The sequence below is a fragment of the Mesorhizobium sp. WSM4828 genome, from assembly GCF_055811175.1.
Genome location: NZ_JBVVQK010000004.1, coordinates 184,372 through 204,389, shown reverse-complemented (window position 1 = coordinate 204,389; position 20,018 = coordinate 184,372). Strand labels below are relative to the sequence as shown.

The window sequence follows — 20,018 nt, the reverse complement described above, 5'->3', positions numbered from 1 at the left end:
CGCGGCGCACGCGCGCCATACTTACGAAACCGTAAATGGGGATGGTTAACGGAGCGTTGAGGGATGGCCCGTCAGGAGGTTCGGGACGGCAATTCCGTTGGACAGGCGCGCGCCGAAGCGCTAATCGCATCGTCCATGGACGTGAAATCCCCAGACAGGAAGCGGCACGATGGGCAGGCCGCGATTGCCTCGGCGCTGAGAACGGTGGCGACGGAGCAGGCCGGCGTCGCGGCACTGGCAGACGCTCTCGAAAACGGGCTGGCCGAGCCGTTCGCACGGGCCGTCGGCATGGTGTCGCAGATCGATGGCCGTGTCATCGTCACCGGGGTCGGCAAAAGCGGCCATATCGGCTCGAAGATCGCCGCGACGCTCGCCTCGACCGGCACGCCGGCCTTCTTCGTCCACCCTGCCGAAGCCAATCACGGCGACCTCGGCATGATCGCCAGGAATGACGCCATCGTCGCCCTTTCGTGGTCGGGCGAAAGCCTCGAGCTCAAGGGCATCATCGCCTATTCGAGGCGCTTCTCGATTCCGCTGGTCGCGGTCACTGCGGGTGAAAAATCGGCTCTGGCGCGCGCGGCCGACGTCGTGCTTCTGCTGCCGCGAGCACCGGAAGCCTGCCCGCACGGGCTTGCGCCGACGACCTCGACACTATTGCAAATGGTGATGGGCGATGCGCTGGCCATCGCGCTGCTCGAGGCACGCGGCTTCACCCCGGACCATTTCCGGACGTTCCATCCCGGCGGCCAGCTCGGGGCCAACCTGACGCAGATCCGCGAGATCATGCATGTCGGCGACAGGCTGCCGCTGGTGTCGTCCGGCACCGGCATGCGCGAAGCGATCCTCGAATTGTCGCGCAAGGGGTTTGGCTGCGTGGCGGTGACTGCCGCGGACGGCAAGCTGATCGGCATCATCACCGATGGCGACATCAGGCGCCATATCGGCAGCGATCTCCTGGCCATGAGCGTCGATCAGGTGATGACCAGAGAGCCAAAAATGGCCGCGCCCGACACGCTGGTGGCAACGGCGCTGCAGACGATCAACGATTCGGCCATCACCAGCCTGATGGTGGTCGAAGGCAGACGGCCGATCGGCCTCGTCCATCTCCACGACCTGTTGCGCATCGGTGCTGCTTAGAGCGGTTCATCGTTTCACCGAAACGCCGAACTGTTCTATCTCTTTGATTCTGCGCAATTCCGGACGGAAAACCGTTTCACACTTTTCCTGAAATTGCTCTAGCGGGCTTCTAGACCGCCTCGACGGTCAGTTCCAGGTCGGTGTCAGCGGCGCCCGTCACGCGCACCTGCGTGCCGGCCGGCAGGTCGGGGCCGGAGACGCGCCATAATGTGTCGCCCAGCTTGATGCGGCCGCGCCCGTCCTTGATCGGCTCGGCAAGGGTCGCCGTTCGGCCGACCATCTGTGCACCGCGACGGTTGAGCAGGGGCTGGTCGGTTTCATCATGGCGCCCGCCCACCAGCCGCTTGCCGACATAGGCCGAGACCAGCGACAGCGCGAGGAAGGCGAGGACCTGGACCTGCCAGGTCCAGAAACCGGCATCCCAGATGAGAAGCGAGACGGTGCCGATCAACAGCGCCGCAATGCCGATCCACAGCATGAAAATACCCGGCGCGATGACCTCCATCACCAGCAGGACGAAGCCGAGGACCATCCAGCTCCAGGGGCCGAGTTCGGAAACAATGCGGTCGAGCATGGCTGCGGTCTCAGGTCTCGCTCGGACGAACCACCGGCGGGCGGGCCTGTCGTGCGGCGCCGGCGGTGCCTTCGCTCCGGAAAACCTCCTTGGCGATTTCGCCAATGCCGCCGAGCGTGCCGATCAGCGATGAGGCCTCCACCGGCATCAGAACGAGCTTGCTGTTTGTCGCCGAGCCGATCCTGGTCAGCGCTTCGGTGTATTTCAGCGCGACGAAGTAGTTGAGCGCCTGCACGTCGCCCTTGGAGATCGCCTCCGACACCACCTGCGTGGCGCGTGCTTCAGCCTCGGCCGAGCGCTCGCGCGCCTCGGCGTCGCGGAAGGCGGCTTCCTTGCGGCCCTCGGCCTCCAGGATCTGCGATTGCTTGAGGCCTTCGGCGGCGAGGATCTGGGCGCGCTTATTGCGCTCGGCCATCATCTGGCGGCCCATCGATTCGACGAGATTGGCCGGCGGGTTGATGTCCTTGATCTCGACACGAGTGATCTTGATGCCCCAGGGATGTGCCGCCTCGTCAACAACGCGCAGCAGGCGCTCGTTGATGGCGTCGCGGTTCGACAAAAGTTCGTCGAGGTCCATCGAGCCCATCACGGTGCGGATGTTTGTCATCGTGAGATTGAGAATCGCATTCTGCAGGCCGGAGACCTGGTAGGCGGCCTGCGCCGCGTTGAGCACCTGATAGAAGGCGATACCATCGACGGCAACGGTGGCATTGTCGCGGGTGATGATCTCCTGCGTCGGAACGTCGAGCACCTGCTCCATCATGTTCATCTTGGCGCCGACACGGTCGACGAAAGGCACGATCAGGTTTAGGCCTGGGTTCAATGTCTTGGTGTAACGGCCAAAGCGCTCGACGGTATAATTATAGCCTTGCGGAATTGTCCGGATGCCCTTGAAAAGCACGAGCATGACAAGGGCGACAAGAACAAGAAGCGCGATATCAAAACCACTGAAACCCATTTGGCTCTCCCCTCAAAGGCCGGCCATGTTGGACATTCCACTCGGCCGACTTGACCAAACACTTAAGTGTGTTTCAGCAACGTGACAATCAGGTGATCACGGATTGCCGGTGCATGGACGGGTGATCTGTTCAGGCCCAGCCGGACAACTCGCGCCGCACCATCGCCTCGATCACCGCCATGCCCTCGGCACTGTCGTTGAGGCAAGGGATGTGTGCGAACTTTTGACCGCCGGCATGGTGGAAGGTCTCGGCCGCTTCCCTGCCGATCTCGTCCAGCGTCTCGATGCAGTCGACGGAAAATCCCGGATTGACGATGGCGATCGATTTCACGCCTTCGCGCCCTAGTCTTTCGACCGTCTTGTCGGTGTAGGGCTGCAGCCATTCCTGCGCGCCGAAGCGCGACTGGAAGGTGGTGATCAGCTTCTTTTCATCCCAGCCGAGCTTTTCGCGTAGCAGCCGCGTCGTCTCGAGGCAATGGGCTTGGTAGGGGTCGCCCTTGTCGGAATAGGGTTTCGGAATGCCGTGATAGGAGGCGATGACAATTTCCGGTTCGAAGTCGAGGCTCGCCAGATGCCTTTCGATCGAACGGGCGAGCGCGTCGATATAGGTCGGCTCGTTGTAATAGGGCGGCACGCTGCGAATGGCCGGGGCGCGGCGCATCTTCATCAGCGCGCGAAACAGCTGGTCGTTGGCAGTTGCAGTCGTCGTCGCCGAATATTGCGGGTAGAGCGGGAACGACAGGATGCGGTCGCAGCCTTGCTCGACCAGTCTGTTGGCCACGCTCTCGGTCGAAGGGTTGCCGTAGCGCATCGCCCAGTCGACAACGACATTGGGTAGGTCGCCGAGCGCGAGCCCGAGCTTCTCGGCCTGGGCGCGGGTGTAGGTGCGCAGCGGCGACTCGTTGCGCTCCCGGTTCCATATCCTGGCATAGTTGGCGCCCGACTTCTTCGGCCGGGTTGTGAGGACCACGCCGTAGAGGATCGGATACCAGATCGCCTTGTTGAGCTCGATGACGCGTGGATCGGACAGGAACTCCCGGAGGTAGCGCCACATCGGCTTGAAGCCGGTGCCGTCCGGGGTGCCGAGATTGATCAGCATGACACCGACCTTGCCGGTCCTGACCGGAGGGCGCCCCGCCGATGGCGAGGCGGTGGTCCTCTCGGCTTTGATTTCAGCAGGGCTGGCACGGGTCATGAGGTTCTCCAACACCGCGAACCAACGGTGCCCCGGCGAAAGTACCGATGCTGCGCTGGTTTTAAAATGCTGCGTCTGGCCGCAGCTAATCCCAGAAACGCAACACCCGCCCGGTTTGCCGGGCGGGTGCATTGTGTTCCTGCGGCCGGATTACTTCGAGGCCGCCGGGATAGTCAAGGTTGCGCCGACCGGCAGCCGGCGTGGCTCGTAGGCTTTGTTGGCATCGTAGATCATTTTCCATTTGGTGCCGTCGCCATAGGCCTTCACCGCGAGATCCCAATAGGTGTCGCCGGCGACGATTACATGGCTGCTTTCGGCTGGTGCCGGCGCAGCCGGCTCGGCAGGTTTTGCTGGTTCACTTGGTGTTGGCTGACTCGGCGCAGGCGCCGTCTCGGCCGGTTTGGCCGGTTCAGCCGGAGCAGGGGTCGCCGGAGCCGGTGTGGCCGGAGCCGCAGGTGCCGCCGGCTGGGCCGGCTCGGCGGGTGCGGGTGTTGCCGGCGCGGTTTCAGCCGGGACGGCCGGCGGCGTCTTGGAAATGTCGCCGGAGCCGGCAGGCATTTCGGGCATTGCCGGCTCAGCAGGCTTTGCCGGCGCGGCCTCAGCAGGTTTTGGCGGTTCGGCAGGCTTGGCAGGTTCTGTGGCCGGGGCTACGGTCGCGGCGATCTCGGTGATGCGGCCGTCGAGCTTCGGCGTATAGGGCCGGTGCGCACCGAGGTAATCGGCAACGACCTGTTCCAGCCCCGGGCCGTAATCATAGGCGTTCTTGGCCTTCTCTGCGAACACTTTGTAGCCGTCGCCGCCCTGGCGGACATAGTTGTTGGTGGCGACCAGGTAATCCTTGTCCGGCTTGATCGGCGTCCAGGCGCCGCCTTCCATGACCTCGACCGATTTGACGCGTCCATTAGGCGGCGCCGATTTGTCGAACGCATATTTCAGGCCGGCAACCTGCGGGAAGCGCCCGGCGCCGTCCTCGACCTGGCTGAGGCCGCTTTCGAGGCCGGCAACCAGATCCTTGCCGGAGATCTGGAAGGTCGCCAGCGTGTTCTGAAACGGCAGCACGGTGAGAACCTCGCCCATGGTGACGGTGCCCTGGTCGATCGAGGCGCGCAAGCCGCCACCATTCGAGATGACGATCTCGACACCCTGGCTCTTGACCCGGTCGAGGACGGCGTCGGAGACCAGATTGCCCATCTCGCATTCGCGGGCGCGGCAGTTTTCGCGACTGCCGTCGATCGCCTTGGTGGTCTCGGCGACTTCCTTGTTCTTCAATGCCTCGATCGGCGCGCCGAGTTCCTTGATGCGGGCAAGCACGGCGGGGTCGGGCGTGATCGATTTGTCGAGATGGATGGGATCGCCGCTTGCCTCCTTGACGACGCCGTTGTCGTCGAACACGATCTTGAACTCGCCGAGATATTTCGAATAGGACGCCGCCTGCACGACCGGCACTTTGTAGCCGTCCGGATTGTCGACCATCGTCGGATATGGGCCTTCCGCCTTGGGATCGGTGTTGGACAGCAGCGAATGGCTGTGGCCGCCGACCACCACGTCGACTCCCGGGATCTTGGCGATCACGTCGCGCTCGCGCTTGTAGCCGATATGGGTGACCGCGATGATTTTGTTGACGCCCTCTCCCTTCAGTTTCTCGACCTCCGCGGTGATCGACTTGACGTCGTCTTCAATGGCGATGTTCGGGCCGGGCGAGGCAAGCTCCGGCGTGTCGTTGGTGACCGCGCCGACGATGCCGATCTTCTGGCCGCCGACCTCGACCACGATCGACGGCTTGACGCGGTCGCCGAGCTTGGATTGCGCATTGGCCTTCACGTTGGCGCCGAGCACCGGAAACTGGATCATGTCGAGAAACGGCGCCAGCGCCGACTCGCCATCGTCGAACTCATGGTTCCCGAGAGCCTCGGCATCGAATTTCATCTGGTTGAGGAATTCGCCTTCGGTCTTGCCCTTGTAGGTCGTGTAAAAGAGCGAGCCCTGGAAATTGTCGCCGGCGCTGAGCAGCAGCACGTTCTGGCCTTCCAGCTTTTTGCGCTCCTGCGCGATCGCTGTGACCAGGCGGGCGGCGCCGCCGACGCATTCGCCCTTGGTCTCCTCCTCGGCTGAGCAGGTCGATTCGTACTTGTTGTTGCTCTCGATGCGGCTGTGCCAGTCATTGATGTGCAGGATGTTCAGCGTGTAGTCGGCAAAGGATGCTCCTGCCGACAGGCCAAGCGCCGATGCCGACAGCGCGGCGATGGCAGCGATCTTCTTCATTCTCGTCTCCCGGATAACTGGACCAGACGCGTTAACGCTCTTGTTTGACTGGGATGTAACAGCCCTCTCGGGCCATGTTCACATCGCGTTTCAGTCGATGCAAGCGGAATTCGGCATCAGCTTTGCCGGCGCAAGAAGACGGTGGCTTGAAGCCGCCGCCCTTGTGCAAAGTCAATTCAGAATCGGACTTCAGGTGCGCCTGGTCAGCACAAAATTCTGCCCGCTCGCGCTGGTGCAATTGAGCTGGCTGGTGGAGACCATCAAGCAGTTGAAGCTGATCGGCGTCTGGCGGATCAGCGAAGTGCCATGGATCTCGACCGAGGTGCCGCCGGTCATGGTGTAGCTGCCATCGGCAAGCTTCTGGCCGGTGTCGGTTGCCACGGTCGCGAAGCTGCCGCCCTTGAAGGTCGACAAGCCCGTGCCCTGCGCGTCGATCCAGGAGCCTTCGACCCCTTTGGCGGTGATCACCGGCGGCTCGCCCGGGCCGGTGGTGGTGCAGGCCGCCAACGCGACCGTAGCGGCCGCTGCAATGCCAGCCGAAAACAGTCTTTGCGCAATCGTCATCATCAAGATCCTCTCCTCTCGCATCGGCCCGAAAATCGATCCGATTTTCGGAAAGGACGATGCGCGCATTCAAAGTGCTAGAGCGTACCTTGTGCGTCCAAATGGACGCACGTCGCTCTAGGCCGCCCCTCTTCAATCGCCCGATTTCCGGGCGATTGCAAGCTGGCGGAGTGTTGAGGTAACGCTGCTATCGAACGAGGATGTTGCGGAATTGCCACGGGTCTTTGGTGTCGAGGTCCTCGGGAAACAGACCAGGCCGATTGTCGAGCGGTGTCCAGTCCGTATAATAGCTCCTGACCGGCCCCAGATAGGGGTTCTGCACGTCGAGGCAGCGCTTGTAATCCATCTCGTCGGCTTCGACGATGCCGGCCTCCGGATTTTCCAGCGCCCAGACCATGCCGGCCAGCACCGCCGACGTGACCTGCATACCGGTGGCGTTCTGGTAGGGCGCCAGCTTGCGCGCCTCGGCCAGCGACAGCTGCGAGCCGTACCAGTAGGCGTTCTTGGCGTGGCCGTAGAGCAGCACGCCGAGCTCGTCGATGCCATCGACCAATTCGTTTTCGTCGAGCACGTGATGCACGGGCTGGGCGTTGCCGGCGGCACCGAACATCTCGTGCAGCGACAGCACGGCGTCGTTGCAGGGATGATAGGCGTAATGGCAGGTCGGCCGGTACTGCACCTTGCCTTTCTTGCTGTGCAAGGTGAAGAAATCGGCAATCGAAATCGCCTCATTATGCGTCACCAGGAAGCCGTATTGCGGACCGGACGTCGGGCACCATGTGCGCACACGCGTGTTGGCGCCAGCCTGCTCCAGAAAGATAGCGGCCTTCGAGCCGTTCTTGTGCTTTTTGGCGTTCTTCGGCATCCACGTCTCATGCGTGCCCCAACCGAGCTCGGCCGGCTGCAGGCCTTCCGAAATGAAGCCTTCGACCGACCAGGTGTTCCAAAACACGTTCATCGGCTTGGGTTTCTTGGTGCGCTGGGTGTCGCGCTCGGCGATATGGATGCCCTTGACGCCGGCCTTCTTCATCAGCCTGGCCCAGCCTTCGCGATCGTGCTGCGCGGGTTCCGCGAAGTCGAGGCCAAGATCTGTGGCGAGGTTGACCAGTGCCTGCTTGACGAACCACGAGACCATGCCGGGATTGGCGCCGCAGCATGAGATCGCCGTAGTGCCGCCCGGGTTCTTCGCGATTTCAGTACGCACGGTCTCGCGCAGCGCATAATTGGTGCGTGAGGCGTTGTCGGCCTTTTCGTCGAAATAAAAGCCGAGCCAGGGCTCGACCACCGTGTCGATATAGAGGACGCCAAGCTTGCGGCAGAGCTTCATCAACTCGAGCGAGGAGGTGTCGACCGACAGGTTGACGCAAAAGCCCTGGCCGCTGCCATTGGTCAAAAGCGGTGTCAGCAGCTTCTTGTAATTCTTTTTGGTCACCGCATCCTGCATGAAGGTGATGCCGCGCTCGTCGAGCAATTTGCGGTCGGTGTCGCGCGGGTCGATGACCGTCATGCGCGACTTGTCGAATTTGAAATGGCGCTCGATCAGCGGCAGCGTTCCCCGTCCGATCGAGCCGAAGCCGATCATCACCACAGGGCCGGTGATCTCACCGTAAACGGGCCAGTTTTCATTCGCCATTTATCGATTACTCCCTCAAAAAACGCTTCGGAACAGCGGCTTGGCCGCGGCGCGACAAACCATAGATCATTGTCACAATAAAGCGAAAAGCGGCCGGCCGGCCTCACGCCGCGCCATCCCGGCTACGGCTCGACCAGTCTCGCGAATTCAGGCTTGAAGACGTCACGTGCCTCGGCGACTGGCAGTTCCAGCAGATCGTCGGCGCAGGCCTGGATGGCATGCGGCAGGGTCTGGAGCCCGAACACCAGAACCTGCTTGTCGCCCTCACGCCAGAGGCTGACCGCCAGATATTCGCCGATGAGATCGTCCATGCCGCATTCGGCTTCGTGATCGATGTCGGTCTGATCGGTCGGTTTCTTGCGCCGCTGCTTGACGAAGGAGGCCAGGGAAGGACCGGGCTTGCCATCCACCGTATCCGAGAAAATGTCCTGAAGGCCAAGCAGGACGCCGCACCGCACATCCATGATGTAGGCGTCCGAATAGTTGGTCGGATGCGCTCCGCCGCAGAAGATGCTGCCGGACTCCCGCCAGCTCATCAGCCGCGGCGTCAGCGAGCTCACTTCGAATGTGCTGTCCTCATAGCCGCCGAGCGTGCCGTCGTTCACACCGTCAATCGGCCCGCCTTCGTTGAAACCGGCGTATTGCGCAGCCACGCAGCCCAGTGCGCCGATGTTTGCGCGCCAGTGCCTGTCCTGCAGCAGAGCATTCGCGGCCTCGATCGGAACGTTGCCGGACAGTTCGACGATGCGCGGCGTGGCGAATTTGGTGCGGGGGTCGACGACATAGCGGTAGGTTGCGTCCGGCCAACCAGTGGTCTTGCCGATATCAAGCTGAGTGTCCATCCGCAGATAGTCATAGGGAGACGTTTCCATGGTGAGCGGCGTGTCATTGCCGAAGAACTTCATGAAGCTGAAATCGTAGAGATCGAGCGGGGTGCTGGGCTCATTCTCGCTCACTTGCCGACTTGCGACCCGTTCCAATCTGAGCGGCAGCGCCTTCTTTCCGTTCCAGCTGCCTTCAAGGGTCTTGCCGTTACTGGATAAGGCCAGGCGCCACACAGCGGCGATCGGCGCGGCCTTTCCGTCATCGCAATTATCGGCGCCGCATGCCTCCTCCTCGGCCAGTTCGAACTTGCTGCTCTTCCGCGACCTGGCTTGCAGCGGGATGTCGACGCCCTTCGAGCGGTAGAAGTAGCGGCCGGCCAGCGGGCCGTCGGCGGCCGCGGGGTCGCCGGTGAATTCGACGACGATATCACTTTTCCAAGCTTGCCGGCATAAGTCACCGGCTCCGCCTCCGCTGCTGTCGACAGTACCAGGATCGCGGCCATGAACGTGACCGGACTGCTAAGATGCTGGATCATTGTTTCCCCAAGCCATGACTTTCAGTCGTTCCGTCAGCCGGTCACGGTCGGCGGTCATCCCCTTGTAGTCGAGCTGTGCCTCGTCCAGCGCCAGAAGTTGTTCGGCCAAGGACGCTGCGAGCGCCGCGTGGTCGGGGTGGCGCTCCAGCACGGCGAGCGGGTCGAGATGGATGCGGATGGTGAAGAGTATGTCGCCCGAAACGGGGAGCTTTCTCAGCGTCTGCCGCTCGACGCGGATAAAGGCATGGGCGTCGATGTCGCCGTCCGGGAATCTCGACGGGCGACTGCTGGCACGGTCGATGCGCTCGAGGTTGGAGAGCGGATGGTAGAGCGCATCGCCCGCCTGGATCGACCAGTTGTAGCGCTCGACGGCTTGGGCCTGGAGGCCATCGAACATGCGGTTGATGAGATCGGCCGGTCGTGTGCCTGGGCCGAAACCCGGTACCGGCGCGTGGATCTGCTGCAGCGGCTTGCCGAATTTTTCGGTCAGCGACCATGACGAGGGGAAGCAGAGCGAGCCGGCCGCCAGGCGCCAGCCGCTCTCGTCGCGGCGCATCAGGATCAAATCCTCCTGGACGAGTAACGAGGCCGCCACAAGCGGCGCATCGTTGAAAGAAGCTGAGGTGCCTGAGCCTTCGAGATTGTCGGTGCCGCCGATCACCTCGATCGCGTCGGCGGTACGCCTGTGGGTATCAGGAAAGTTCGCCGCCAGATGCGCACCGAGCAGATCGAGCACTTCGCGCTGGGCGTCGCGCGTTGCTTGCTCCTCGACAAAAACCCTGTCGGGAATTTCCGTGTAAAGCCGGCGTTTCTCGGCAAGATAGGGCAGCAGATATTGGTCGACCTCGATCCAGCTTTCGAGATTGAGCGGTTTCAGCCCGATGGTGAACAGTTTCGACGAGCCGTCATAGGGTGTGTGGGTCGGTGGGCGGAAACTCATGCTTCTTTGTAGGCTTCCAGTGCCGCAGCGGCCATTCTCGCCGTGAATTCGGTGATTTCGTAATCGGCGGCACCTGCCTTGGCGAAGGGATCGTCCGCCAGTCTGGCATCGAGCACTTCGCGTGGACCGTGCGCGATGATGATGCCGCCGGTCCTCGGCCGCTTCGGCCCGGAGGCGACAAAGATGCCTTGCGCATAGCAGGCCTTTAGCCACTCGACATGCGCTTGCTGCAGGCGGTCGATCTCGGTCAGCGGCACCTTGTAGTTCAGCGAAACCACGAACATTGTTGTCTCCCGATGCTTCAGCCCAGCCGCGCCGGGATCAATCCGCGCAGCGAGTTGCCGACGAACAGCGCCTTGGCCGATTTCAGTTCGTTCCACGTGTAGACCGCTTCACCGGCACGGCCTTGATCCAGCAGTTCACCGCGCAGGACGCCAGGCAGCAGGCCGCAATCGAGCCGCGGCGTGGCCAGCACGCCGTCGCCGAAATCGGCAAAGACGTTGGTGATCGTGCCCTCGCAGATTTCACCGCGCTCATTGGCGAGCAGCACCTCGTCGGCCCGGCCGGCAAGATATTCGGCGCGGGCGCGCGTAAAGGTTTGTCGGCGGCTGGTCTTGTGACGCAGCAGCGTGTCGCTCGAGTCAAGCCGCACCCGTGCCAGCTGCAGTGTCCAGACCTTGTCGGCGGCAAGCGGCTCGTAGGGCTGCACCGAAACCGCAACTTCGCCATTGCGCGACAGGACGAGGCGGGTGCGCAACGCGATCTGTTGGTGGCCAACCGCATTCATCAGCGCTTCGCCGACCCTTTGCGGATCGCAGGCGAAGCCGAGTTCGTTTGCCGAGCCGTAAAGCCGCGCGAGATGGCGGTCGAAACGGAGGAAACCCGAGCCGGGTTCCCAGCGCATTGTTTCGATCAGTTCGAAATCGGCAGTGTTCCTGTCGCGAAACGGGCTTTCAGCAGACACTCCTGGTACTCCTCTTCGGCCGTCGAATCGAAGACGACGCCACCGCCGACATTGTAGACCGCGTCGCCATTGGCAAAGAGCGAGATGGTGCGGATCGCCACCGAAAAGCGCATCCGGCCGCCGGGCGCGATCCAGCCTATGGCGCCGCAATAGACATCGCGCGGGCCACTTTCCAGCTCACGCAGGATCTCCATGGCGCGGATCTTCGGCGCGCCTGTGATCGAACCGCAGGGGAACAGCGCGGCGAAAATCTGGCGGATGGCGAGGCCGGGCAAAAGTTTTGCCCGCACGCGGCTCACCATCTGGTGGACGGTCGGGTAGCTCTCGATGCGGAAAAGCTCCGGCACATCGAGCGTGCCAACCTCGCTGATCAGTGAGATGTCGTTGCGCAGGAGATCGACAATCATCCGGTTCTCGGCCTGGTTCTTCTCGTCGTTGCGCAAGAACGCTTTCAGGCGGTCGTCCTCCGCCTTGGTGGCGCCGCGCGGCGCAGTGCCTTTCATCGGATGCGTCTCGATCATGCCTTCCGCGTCGACGTCGAAGAACAGTTCGGGCGAACGCGACAAGACGATCGGATCGCCGAACGCGACCAGCGCGCCATACTTCACCGGCTGGCGTTCGGTCAGCGCGTTGAAGGCGACCAGCGGATCGCCCGACCATTGCGCATGGACCGGAAAGGTCAGGTTGCCCTGATAGCAGTCGCCCTTGCGGATGTGGTCATGCAGCCTGGCAAAGCGTTTGGCGTAGTCGTCCGAAGACCAGGCCGCCTTGGCGTCGAAGATCGGGCCGTTGCTAGCCGGCAGATCGCCTGGCGCGACCGTCTCCTCGACCGGCGCGTCGAACACGCCGAGGCAGAAAAGCGGGGCGCGGCGGCCGGCCGGCAGCAGCGGAACGAGCTTGGGTTCGAGCAGGTAACCGGCCTCGTAGGAGAAATAGCCGGCCAGCCATTTGCCGCCGTCATGTGCAGCCTGCGCGGCTTCCAGCGCCGGCAAAAAATCCGCCTCGCCATGCGCTGCGATTATCTCGGCCGGCCGGTCGAAAACGAGCTGACGCGCGGTCTCGTCGTTCCTGAAAATTGCAAAGGGCAGGGGCAGGGACATAAGGCTCGGATGCTGCGGTCACCAGCGATCGATCTATATGGGGGCTCGACCGTTCGCAATCGAGGGAACGGCGTCTCAAGACGCAAAGGCGCGGGGGGCAAAAACAAAAGCGGCGCCAGAGGGCGCCGCCTTGTTCCAGATGCCGCCTTGCGATGGGTCAGGTGTTGCTGGCTTCCCCTGCGGTCGGGAAGCGGCGCGCAAATTCCTTTTCGTCGCCAGCGGCAAGCAGTTTCGCCTGCTCGATCCAGCGTTCACGTTCGATGCGGCCGTCGAAATTCAACGTCGCCTCGATCCGCTTGACATCGTCGGGTGTCCAGGCGGCGATCTGGGCATAGGTCGTGACCCCAAGCCCTTTGAGCAGCCGCTCGTTGGTCGGGCCGATGCCGATCAGGCGACGCAGATCGTTGGCTTTGCCTGGGGCAGTGGCTGTTGCCTTGCCGCTCGCGGCTTTCTTTGCAGCTGGCGCGGCCTTGCTTGCCGCTGGCGCAGCCTTGCTTGCCGCTGGTGCGCTCCGGGGCGCGGCGCTCGCTTTCGATGCAGGCGGTTTCGGCGTTGCCGTTTTCGCGGCACTTGCGCGTGGCGCGGTCACGGCCTTTGCCGTCGGAGATTTCTTTGGCGCCGGTTTGGCTGGTGCGGATGTCGACATCAGGGTTGACGGCGCCTGCATCGCCGCCTTGGTCGCGCCGGCCTTGGCAGCTGGCGCCTTGGCTGTTGCCGCCTTCGCGGTTGGCGCCTGGGTGGGTTTCGCCTCGCCCAGCCGGCGTTCGAGATCGGCGCGGGCGCGGCCGCATGCATCCAACTCACCGGTCAGACGGTCGCTATCGGCCCGCAATCTGTCACGTTCGCTGCGCGTGCGATCGAGATCGCCGCGCAAACTGTCGAGTTCGCCACGCAGGCGTCCCCAAATGAACCAGCCAACCAACACACCTACCAAGAACGCCAGGAGCATGTAGAAAAAAGTGCCCATTGTCTTTCTCTCTCCAGTCCGATCCGTCCGCCCTGGCCTGTGGAGCCATGACCTCGGCGAAGGACCATTCGATGGTGATTCCGCAATTTGCAGAACAGCCGGCTTCGATCGAGCTGTCGGCGACCGGTTTGCCCCTGGCCAACAACCGTTGTCGCATCCGCCGACACGCCATGACCGGTCGGGAGTTTCCGACGGGATCCATTCGTGCCCGGCCGAGCTTGAGGGCGGACGCTATCATACAGCTTACGGGAATCTAACGGAAAACTTCCATGGAAAGTTATTTAAGAACAAATATCCAAGACAAGAATAGAATCGTCGCCAATATGCATTGCAGCTAAACTGTTCTGGAAAACCCGGTCACCCGGTGTTGCGCATCACCCAGTGTTGCGCATCACCCAATGTTGCGCATCAATTGTCCAGTGCTTCCAGCTCGTCGATCAGTCCGCTGATCACGCCAAGCCCGATCTGCCAGAAGGCAGGGTCGGCCGCGTCGAGGCCGAACGGCGCCAGAAGCTCGGAATGATGCTTGGTGCCGCCGGCGCGCAGCATGGCAAAATATTTCTCCTGAAAGCCGCGCTCGGCGTTCTGGTAGACCGCGTAGAGCGAGTTCACCAGGCAATCGCCGAATGCATAGGCATAGACGTAGAAAGGCGAGTGGATGAAGTGCGGGATATAGGTCCAGAAAACCTCGTACCCGTCGCGCAGCTTGATCGCCGGCCCGAGGCTTTCGGCCTGCACTTCCAGCCAGAACTGGCCGAGTTTGTCGGAGGTCAATTCGCCGCTCTTGCGCTCGGCATGCACCTTGCGCTCGAACTCGTAGAAGGCGATCTGGCGCACGACCGTGTTGATCATGTCCTCGACCTTCTGGGCGAGCATGGCCTTGCGTTCGCGCTTGTCGGTGGTCTGCTCGAGCAGCGAGCGGAAGGTCAGCATCTCACCGAATACCGATGCGGTTTCGGCCAGCGTCAGCGGCGTCGACGCCATCAAGGCGCCCTGGCCGCCGGCCAGCACCTGGTGCACGCCGTGGCCGAGCTCGTGCGCCAGCGTCATCACGTCGCGCGGCTTGCCCATATAGTTGAGCAGCACATAGGGATGCGCCGAAGGCACGGTCGGATGGGCGAAGGCACCAGGCGACTTGCCGGGTCTCACCGGTGCATCGATCCAGTTGCGGTCGAAGAAAGTTCTGGCGATCTCCGCCATGTCGGGTGAAAATTGCTGGTAGGCGGAAAGGACGGTGTTCTTGGCCTCGTCCCAGCCGATGACCGCCTGCGGGGTCTCCGGCAGGGGCGCATTGCGGTCCCAATGGTTCATCACCTCCATGCCGAGCCAGCGCGCCTTCATCGCATAATAGCGATGCGACAGGCGCGGATAGGCGTCGCGAACCGCGGCGGCGAGTGCATCCACCACGCTGCGTTCGACGCGGTTGGCGAGATGGCGGGAATCGGCAATGTCCTCGAAGCCGCGCCAGCGGTCGGAGATCTCCTTGTCCTTGGCCAGCGTGTTGGTGACCAGCGTAAAGACGCGCAAATTCTTGCGGAAGGTCGTGGCCAGCGCCTCGGACGCCCGGCGGCGCACCTCGCCATCGGCGTCCTGCAGACGATTGAGTGCCGGCTCCAGCGTCAGCTCCTCGCCGTCGACGTCGAAGCGCAAATCGGTCATCGTCTCGTCGAACAGGCGGTTCCAGGCCCCGCGCCCGGTGATCGACTTTTCGTGGAAGAGCTGCTCGATGCGGTCTTCGAGCTGATAGGGCTTGTCCTTGCGCAAATCGAGCACCCAGGGCCGGTAATGGGCGAAGGCCGGATCGGCGGCGAGTGAGGTTTCGATCGCGCCATCGTCGATGAGGTTCAGCTCGAGCGCGAAAAACAGCAGGTGCGCGCTGGCATCGGTCATCTTTTCCTGGGTGTCGCCATAGAGCTTGGCGCGCTGCGGATCCGACGTGTTGCCGGCATAGACAAGGCCTGCATAGGAGACGATGCGGCCGATCAGCTCCTCCAGCGCTTCATAGGCCTGAAGCGCCTCGCCCAGTCTGCCGGCGCTGCCACGCCCGGACTCGGCGGCGAGCGTGCCTTTCCAACGGCTCTCGAAGGCGATGGCATCGGCGGCGGCCTTGGCGATGTCGCGCTTCAGCTCGGGCGCTTCCATGCCCGAATAGAGATCGGCCAGATTCCATTCCGGCAGGTCGCCAAGCTCCGCTACGCCCTGACCGGGCGCCGCCGCCAGCTTTCGAGCAAAAACCATGCGCATTGCCGATCCTTCCAGACACAAAAATTCGAGGAAACGAGAAGCCGGTCAAATGCTAAGGAATTCATTCACCGGGTTTTTTGAAAGCTTATTTAGAACCCTGTGCCAAGATGATCCATAGGGCGCATTCTCGGGCGGGCACGGTCGGATCAGTCATGGCAGCTTCCATACTCATAGTCGATGACGATCCCGTGCAGCGCAGGCTGCTCGAGGCGGCGGTGACGAAATTCGGCCACACCGCGATCGTCGCCGATGGCGGTGAGGCCGGTCTCGATCTCGTCGACGGACCCAATGCGCGCGACGTGTCGGTGGTCATCCTCGACCTGATGATGCCCGGGCTCGACGGCATCGGCGTGCTGAAGGCGATGCGCGAGCGCGGCATCCACATTCCGGTCATCGTGCAGACCGCGCAGGGCGGCATCGAAACCGTCGTTTCGGCAATGCGTCACGGCGCCTTCGACTTCGTCGTCAAGCCGGCCTCTCCCGACAGGCTGCAGGCGTCGATCGGCAACGCCCTCAAGGTCGAGGCGCTCGAAGGCGAAGTGAAGCGCTCGTCACGGCAGCGCGGCGGCCATCTGACGTTCAAGGACATGATCACTCAAAGTCCGGCAATGGATCGGGTGATCCGGCTCGGCCGCAAGGCGGCGGGCTCCAACATTCCGATCCTGATCGAAGGTGAATCCGGCGTCGGCAAGGAACTGGTGGCGCGCGCCATCCAGGGCAGCGGCGACCGCCGCTCGAAACCCTTCGTCACCGTCAATTGCGGCGCCATCCCCGACAATCTGGTCGAATCGATCCTGTTCGGACACGAGAAGGGCTCGTTCACCGGCGCCACCGAAAAACATACCGGCAAGTTCGTCGAAGCGCACACCGGCACGCTGTTCCTTGACGAAATCGGCGACCTGCCGCTCGATGTGCAGGTCAAGCTGCTGCGCGCCGTGCAGGACGGCGAAGTCGATCCGGTTGGCGGGCGCTCGACCGTCAGGGTCGACATCAGGCTGATATCGGCAACCCATCGCAACCTGCTGCAGCAGGTCAAGGACGGCAAGTTCCGCGAGGACCTGTTCTACCGGCTGAACGTCTATCCGATCTTCGTGCCGCCACTGCGCGACCGTCGCGACGACATCCCCTATCTGGTCGAGCACTTCATGGAGAAGGTGGCGCCCACCGATCCGCGCCACCGTCTGCGAGGCATCTCGGCTGCGGCGCTTGCCATGCTGCAGGCCTATGACTGGCCGGGCAACATAAGGCAGCTCGAAAACGCCATCTTCCGGGCTTCGGTGCTTGCCGACGGCGACATGCTGACCGAAGAAGAATTCCCGCAGATCCGGGCGCAGGTCGAGGGCACGGTCAATCTCGATTCGGGTATCGCCTTGGCAGATTCAGGGGGGCCAGCTTCAAGGGGGCCAGCTCCAGGGTGGCCAGCTTCCGGCTTGGCTTCGGGCAGCCAGCCGCGCGACAACTTGCCGGCCGCCGGCGGCATAGCAACCGCCGATCCCGACGCGCCGGCCAGGCCTCGCTTCGGCACGCTGCGGGCGCTCGACGAGCGCGGCAATGTGCGTGCTCTGGCCGACGTCGAACTCGAAATGATCAAGCTCGCCATCGACCACTACAACGGCCAGATGAGCGAAGTCGCCCGCCGCCTCGGCATCGGCCGGTCGACGCTCTACCGCAAGCTCAAGGAATATGGCATCGACCCGGAAACCGGCCGCGTCGAACGGCTCGCTTCCTGAGTCACAGGGCCAAGCCGGTTCTCATCCGGGCATCCATTCGAAGCAAGCACGCCTCGAAACGAGGTATCCGCCGCAGTGTTCACGTATTAAGGCGGGCGGTAACAGATCGTGTTTCGGTCTGGCGCCAAAACATGATCTAAACCAGCGGTTTACCAAGATATCCTGCGCAATATTTTTGGCGGGATATCGCCACCGTGTTACCGCATTTCGGCTTCAATAAGCGATGATTAACCATTAGGATCGATATTCGGATGCATACACCACGCATCCGTTTGGTCAAATCCGGGGACAAAACGGCAGCCTGCAAGGCCTTTTGATTTGAACAGAATCGAACGACACAAAAACGGGCGGCATTATCACATGAGCGTCTGGCCGAGATGGCTGGCAGCGGTGATTGTTGCCGCCGGGTTCCTTGCAGCGGCGGCAACCGGCGCCAGTGCCGAGACACGTTCGCTGAAGCTCTATCATCTCCACACGCATGAAAAGGCGGAGATCGTCTACAAGCGCAATGGCCGCTACGACCAGGCGGGCTTGCGAAAGATCAACATCATCCTGCGCGACTGGCGTCGCAACGAGCCGACCAAGATGGATCCGCGCCTGCTGGACTTGGTCTGGGAGGCGTATCGGGAGAGCGGCGCCACCGATTACATTCAGGTCGTCTGCGGCTATCGTTCGCCGGCCACGAATTCGATGCTGCGCAGCCGCAGCAGGGGCGTCGCCGAGAAGAGCCAGCACATGCTCGGCAGGGCGATGGATTTCTACATTCCCGGCGTGCCGCTGAAGAAGCTGCGCGACATCGGCCTCAGGATGCAGGGCGGCGGCGTCGGCTACTATCCCAGCTCCGGCTCGCCCTTCGTGCATATGGATGTCGGCAATGTGCGCCACTGGCCCGGCATCAGCCGCCAGGAACTGGCGCGCGTGTTCCCCAGCGGCAAGACGCTGCATGTACCGAGCGACGGCAAGCCGCTGCCTGGTTATCAACAGGCGCTCGCCTCCTATAAGGCCCGCAAGGGCGCCGGCGCGCCGGCCATCGAACTGGCCAGCGCAAGCGGCGGTGCAAAAAAATCCCGCGGGTTCCTGGCAGCCTTCTTCGGCGGCGGCGACGACGAGGCGGACGACAGCGCCGATGTGGCGATGGCCGAGCCAGCGCCAAAGCCCCGTAACGTGAAGCCGGCGCCGTCCGCCAAGAGCCGCAACCTGCCTGGCATTGCCATCGTGGCGCCTCAGGATGCCAAGCGCGCCGAGATTCCGGAAGTCGCCGATGCTCCGGCGCCTGCGCCAGAACCGGAGAATGACACGCCGGAGACGATCATCGCGGCATTGCCGGCGCGCAGCATTCCGCTGCCGGATTTTGCTCCGCGCCCGAAGACGGACGTCGGCGCCCAGCCGCCTGAAAACGTTCCGTTCGGCGTGGCGGATGCGGCTGGATCGACCGAACAGGCGGTGGCGACCGCGCAAGCGTCGGCAAGCGTGGCGCCAGCAAGCGTGGCGCCCGCAAGTGTTCCGTTCGGCGTGGCAGACCCGTCTGCCGCGGCCGGCCCGGTGCAGGTCGCGGCCAACACCATTCCGGTGCCGAGCTGGCGGCCCGATCATTCGCTGCCGGCCGATCTTTCGCAGGCGGGTCTTGCACCGCAGGACAAGCAAGTGTTGCTGGCGCTGGCGAGTGCGGCCGAGCGAAGCAACACCGCCACCGACGCATTCTCCGTATTGCCGTCGGCGCGGCCAGACAGTTCGCAGCCCGACGAGGTCAAGGCCGTTCTGGAACGGGTCAGCGCGACCGACGAATACAAGGTCGCGTCGCTTTCCGAGCAAGCATCGGTGTTCGAGGAACCGGCGAACGACGACGGCGCATCGAGCGACGGGGCATCGCCGCGCGAGGCCATCGTTGCCCGCCCGGCAGGCTCCGATCCGGCTGCCGTCATCGGTGCAGGCGTGAAGACCACACGCAAGGAACCCAGGGCCACCGCCCGCGACCTGAAGCCCGGCCCCAAGCCGGTGGTGGTCGCCGCAGCGCCGCAGGCCGCCCGCTGGGCGCTGCACAGCGGTGAGTATGTCGCAACCGTTTCAGATGCGACAACGGCGCCGCGCTACGCCTACGACTTCGTCCGTACGGCACCGAGCGAGGTCTATACGGTGGGCTTCCAGCCGGGCAACGAAATGGCCGACGCCAACCGGTTCACCGGCAAAGCCGTCAAGTTCATGTCGGTGGCCCGCTTCAAGACCGAGTAGGCTGCGCTGGTACCCCGCGCGGCCTCCACCGCCGGCACTGGCTTCCTTCATCCCGGGATGCTAACCACTGGTCGGCATTCTCCCGCTTCGTCTAATGGTAGGACAGCGCCCTTTGAAGGCGTGAATCGTGGTTCGAGCCCATGAGCGGGAACCAGCCGGCG

General features: G+C 63.1%; 16 protein-coding genes and 1 tRNA gene. 4 read left to right on the top strand and 13 right to left on the bottom strand.

What is annotated here, in order from left to right:
* Window positions 1-135: 135 nt before the first annotated feature.
* Window positions 136-1,137: a KpsF/GutQ family sugar-phosphate isomerase gene (locus tag AC0L2X_RS07315; protein WP_352489108.1), complete on the top strand. Its 1,002-nt coding sequence runs from the start codon at window positions 136-138 to the stop codon at window positions 1,135-1,137.
* A gap of 109 nt (window positions 1,138-1,246) precedes the next feature.
* Here AC0L2X_RS07315 and AC0L2X_RS07310 read toward each other — a convergent pair whose 3' ends face one another.
* The 13 genes from AC0L2X_RS07310 to AC0L2X_RS07250 form a co-directional block, all read right to left on the bottom strand.
* A complete protein-coding gene (locus AC0L2X_RS07310; RefSeq protein WP_473599508.1) occupies window positions 1,247-1,711 on the bottom strand; it encodes an NfeD family protein in 465 nt (154 codons plus the stop codon).
* Between the two features lie 10 nt (window positions 1,712-1,721).
* On the bottom strand, window positions 1,722-2,669 hold the full coding sequence (locus AC0L2X_RS07305) for an SPFH domain-containing protein (protein WP_473599507.1): 948 nt from the start codon (window positions 2,667-2,669) through the stop codon (window positions 1,722-1,724).
* 130 nt (window positions 2,670-2,799) lie between these two features.
* Entirely contained in the window at window positions 2,800-3,864 is a 1,065-nt protein-coding gene (hemH, locus tag AC0L2X_RS07300) for a ferrochelatase (protein WP_473599506.1), read from the bottom strand.
* A 150-nt stretch (window positions 3,865-4,014) separates the two neighbouring features.
* Window positions 4,015-6,126: a 5'-nucleotidase C-terminal domain-containing protein gene (locus AC0L2X_RS07295; RefSeq protein ID WP_473599505.1), complete on the bottom strand. Its 2,112-nt coding sequence runs from the start codon at window positions 6,124-6,126 to the stop codon at window positions 4,015-4,017.
* Between the two features lie 189 nt (window positions 6,127-6,315).
* Complete coding sequence (gene omp10 / locus AC0L2X_RS07290) at window positions 6,316-6,690, bottom strand: outer membrane lipoprotein Omp10 (RefSeq protein WP_352489110.1); 375 nt, start codon at window positions 6,688-6,690, stop codon at window positions 6,316-6,318.
* A gap of 187 nt (window positions 6,691-6,877) precedes the next feature.
* The gene (locus tag AC0L2X_RS07285) at window positions 6,878-8,323 is read right to left on the bottom strand and encodes a homospermidine synthase (RefSeq protein WP_473599504.1); all 1,446 of its coding nucleotides are present in this window, start codon (window positions 8,321-8,323) and stop codon (window positions 6,878-6,880) included.
* 122 nt (window positions 8,324-8,445) lie between these two features.
* Window positions 8,446-9,279: a hypothetical protein gene (locus AC0L2X_RS07280; protein ID WP_473599503.1), complete on the bottom strand. Its 834-nt coding sequence runs from the start codon at window positions 9,277-9,279 to the stop codon at window positions 8,446-8,448.
* 387 nt (window positions 9,280-9,666) lie between these two features.
* Complete coding sequence (locus AC0L2X_RS07275) at window positions 9,667-10,623, bottom strand: heme-dependent oxidative N-demethylase family protein (RefSeq protein ID WP_473599502.1); 957 nt, start codon at window positions 10,621-10,623, stop codon at window positions 9,667-9,669.
* Window positions 10,620-10,907: a YciI family protein gene (locus AC0L2X_RS07270; protein WP_473558516.1), complete on the bottom strand. Its 288-nt coding sequence runs from the start codon at window positions 10,905-10,907 to the stop codon at window positions 10,620-10,622. Before AC0L2X_RS07270 ends, AC0L2X_RS07275 begins: the two co-directional genes overlap by 4 nt.
* 17 nt (window positions 10,908-10,924) lie before the next feature.
* Window positions 10,925-11,587, bottom strand: a complete 663-nt coding sequence (locus AC0L2X_RS07265; protein ID WP_473599501.1) for an aminotransferase class IV family protein — start codon at window positions 11,585-11,587, stop codon at window positions 10,925-10,927.
* Window positions 11,536-12,687, bottom strand: coding sequence for an aminodeoxychorismate synthase component I (locus AC0L2X_RS07260; RefSeq protein ID WP_473599500.1), 1,152 nt, complete (start codon window positions 12,685-12,687; stop codon window positions 11,536-11,538). The genes AC0L2X_RS07265 and AC0L2X_RS07260 overlap by 52 nt, the downstream gene beginning before the upstream one ends.
* Window positions 12,688-12,844: 157 nt before the next feature.
* Complete coding sequence (locus AC0L2X_RS07255) at window positions 12,845-13,654, bottom strand: proton-conducting membrane transporter (RefSeq protein WP_473599499.1); 810 nt, start codon at window positions 13,652-13,654, stop codon at window positions 12,845-12,847.
* A gap of 408 nt (window positions 13,655-14,062) precedes the next feature.
* Window positions 14,063-15,898, bottom strand: a complete 1,836-nt coding sequence (locus AC0L2X_RS07250; RefSeq protein WP_473599498.1) for a M3 family oligoendopeptidase — start codon at window positions 15,896-15,898, stop codon at window positions 14,063-14,065.
* A 152-nt stretch (window positions 15,899-16,050) separates the two neighbouring features.
* Here AC0L2X_RS07250 and AC0L2X_RS07245 point away from each other — a divergent pair, with 152 nt between their 5' ends.
* The 3 genes from AC0L2X_RS07245 (at window position 16,051) to AC0L2X_RS07235 (ending at window position 20,011) form a co-directional block, all read left to right on the top strand.
* Entirely contained in the window at window positions 16,051-17,628 is a 1,578-nt protein-coding gene (locus AC0L2X_RS07245) for a sigma-54-dependent transcriptional regulator (RefSeq protein ID WP_352488757.1), read from the top strand.
* A 360-nt stretch (window positions 17,629-17,988) separates the two neighbouring features.
* The gene (gene mepK / locus AC0L2X_RS07240) at window positions 17,989-19,857 is read left to right on the top strand and encodes a peptidoglycan L,D-endopeptidase MepK (RefSeq protein WP_473599497.1); all 1,869 of its coding nucleotides are present in this window, start codon (window positions 17,989-17,991) and stop codon (window positions 19,855-19,857) included.
* 80 nt (window positions 19,858-19,937) lie between these two features.
* Window positions 19,938-20,011: transfer RNA gene (locus tag AC0L2X_RS07235), tRNA-Gln, on the top strand.
* Window positions 20,012-20,018: the final 7 nt, after the last annotated feature.

What these genes read in the sequence shown, in the direction of transcription:
- AC0L2X_RS07295 (WP_473599505.1), bottom strand. Translation starts at nt 6,126, where the DNA reads ATGAAGAAGATCGCTGCCATCGCCGCGCTGTCGGCATCGGCGCTTGGC.
- mepK (WP_473599497.1), top strand. Translation starts at nt 17,989, where the DNA reads ATGAGCGTCTGGCCGAGATGGCTGGCAGCGGTGATTGTTGCCGCCGGG.
- AC0L2X_RS07275 (WP_473599502.1), bottom strand. Translation starts at nt 10,623, where the DNA reads ATGAGTTTCCGCCCACCGACCCACACACCCTATGACGGCTCGTCGAAA.
- AC0L2X_RS07310 (WP_473599508.1), bottom strand. Translation starts at nt 1,711, where the DNA reads ATGCTCGACCGCATTGTTTCCGAACTCGGCCCCTGGAGCTGGATGGTC.
- AC0L2X_RS07255 (WP_473599499.1), bottom strand. Translation starts at nt 13,654, where the DNA reads ATGGGCACTTTTTTCTACATGCTCCTGGCGTTCTTGGTAGGTGTGTTG.
- AC0L2X_RS07305 (WP_473599507.1), bottom strand. Translation starts at nt 2,669, where the DNA reads ATGGGTTTCAGTGGTTTTGATATCGCGCTTCTTGTTCTTGTCGCCCTT.
- AC0L2X_RS07260 (WP_473599500.1), bottom strand. Translation starts at nt 12,687, where the DNA reads ATGTCCCTGCCCCTGCCCTTTGCAATTTTCAGGAACGACGAGACCGCG.
- AC0L2X_RS07315 (WP_352489108.1), top strand. Translation starts at nt 136, where the DNA reads ATGGACGTGAAATCCCCAGACAGGAAGCGGCACGATGGGCAGGCCGCG.
- AC0L2X_RS07245 (WP_352488757.1), top strand. Translation starts at nt 16,051, where the DNA reads ATGGCAGCTTCCATACTCATAGTCGATGACGATCCCGTGCAGCGCAGG.
- omp10 (WP_352489110.1), bottom strand. Translation starts at nt 6,690, where the DNA reads ATGACGATTGCGCAAAGACTGTTTTCGGCTGGCATTGCAGCGGCCGCT.
- hemH (WP_473599506.1), bottom strand. Translation starts at nt 3,864, where the DNA reads ATGACCCGTGCCAGCCCTGCTGAAATCAAAGCCGAGAGGACCACCGCC.
- AC0L2X_RS07270 (WP_473558516.1), bottom strand. Translation starts at nt 10,907, where the DNA reads ATGTTCGTGGTTTCGCTGAACTACAAGGTGCCGCTGACCGAGATCGAC.
- AC0L2X_RS07250 (WP_473599498.1), bottom strand. Translation starts at nt 15,898, where the DNA reads ATGCGCATGGTTTTTGCTCGAAAGCTGGCGGCGGCGCCCGGTCAGGGC.
- AC0L2X_RS07285 (WP_473599504.1), bottom strand. Translation starts at nt 8,323, where the DNA reads ATGGCGAATGAAAACTGGCCCGTTTACGGTGAGATCACCGGCCCTGTG.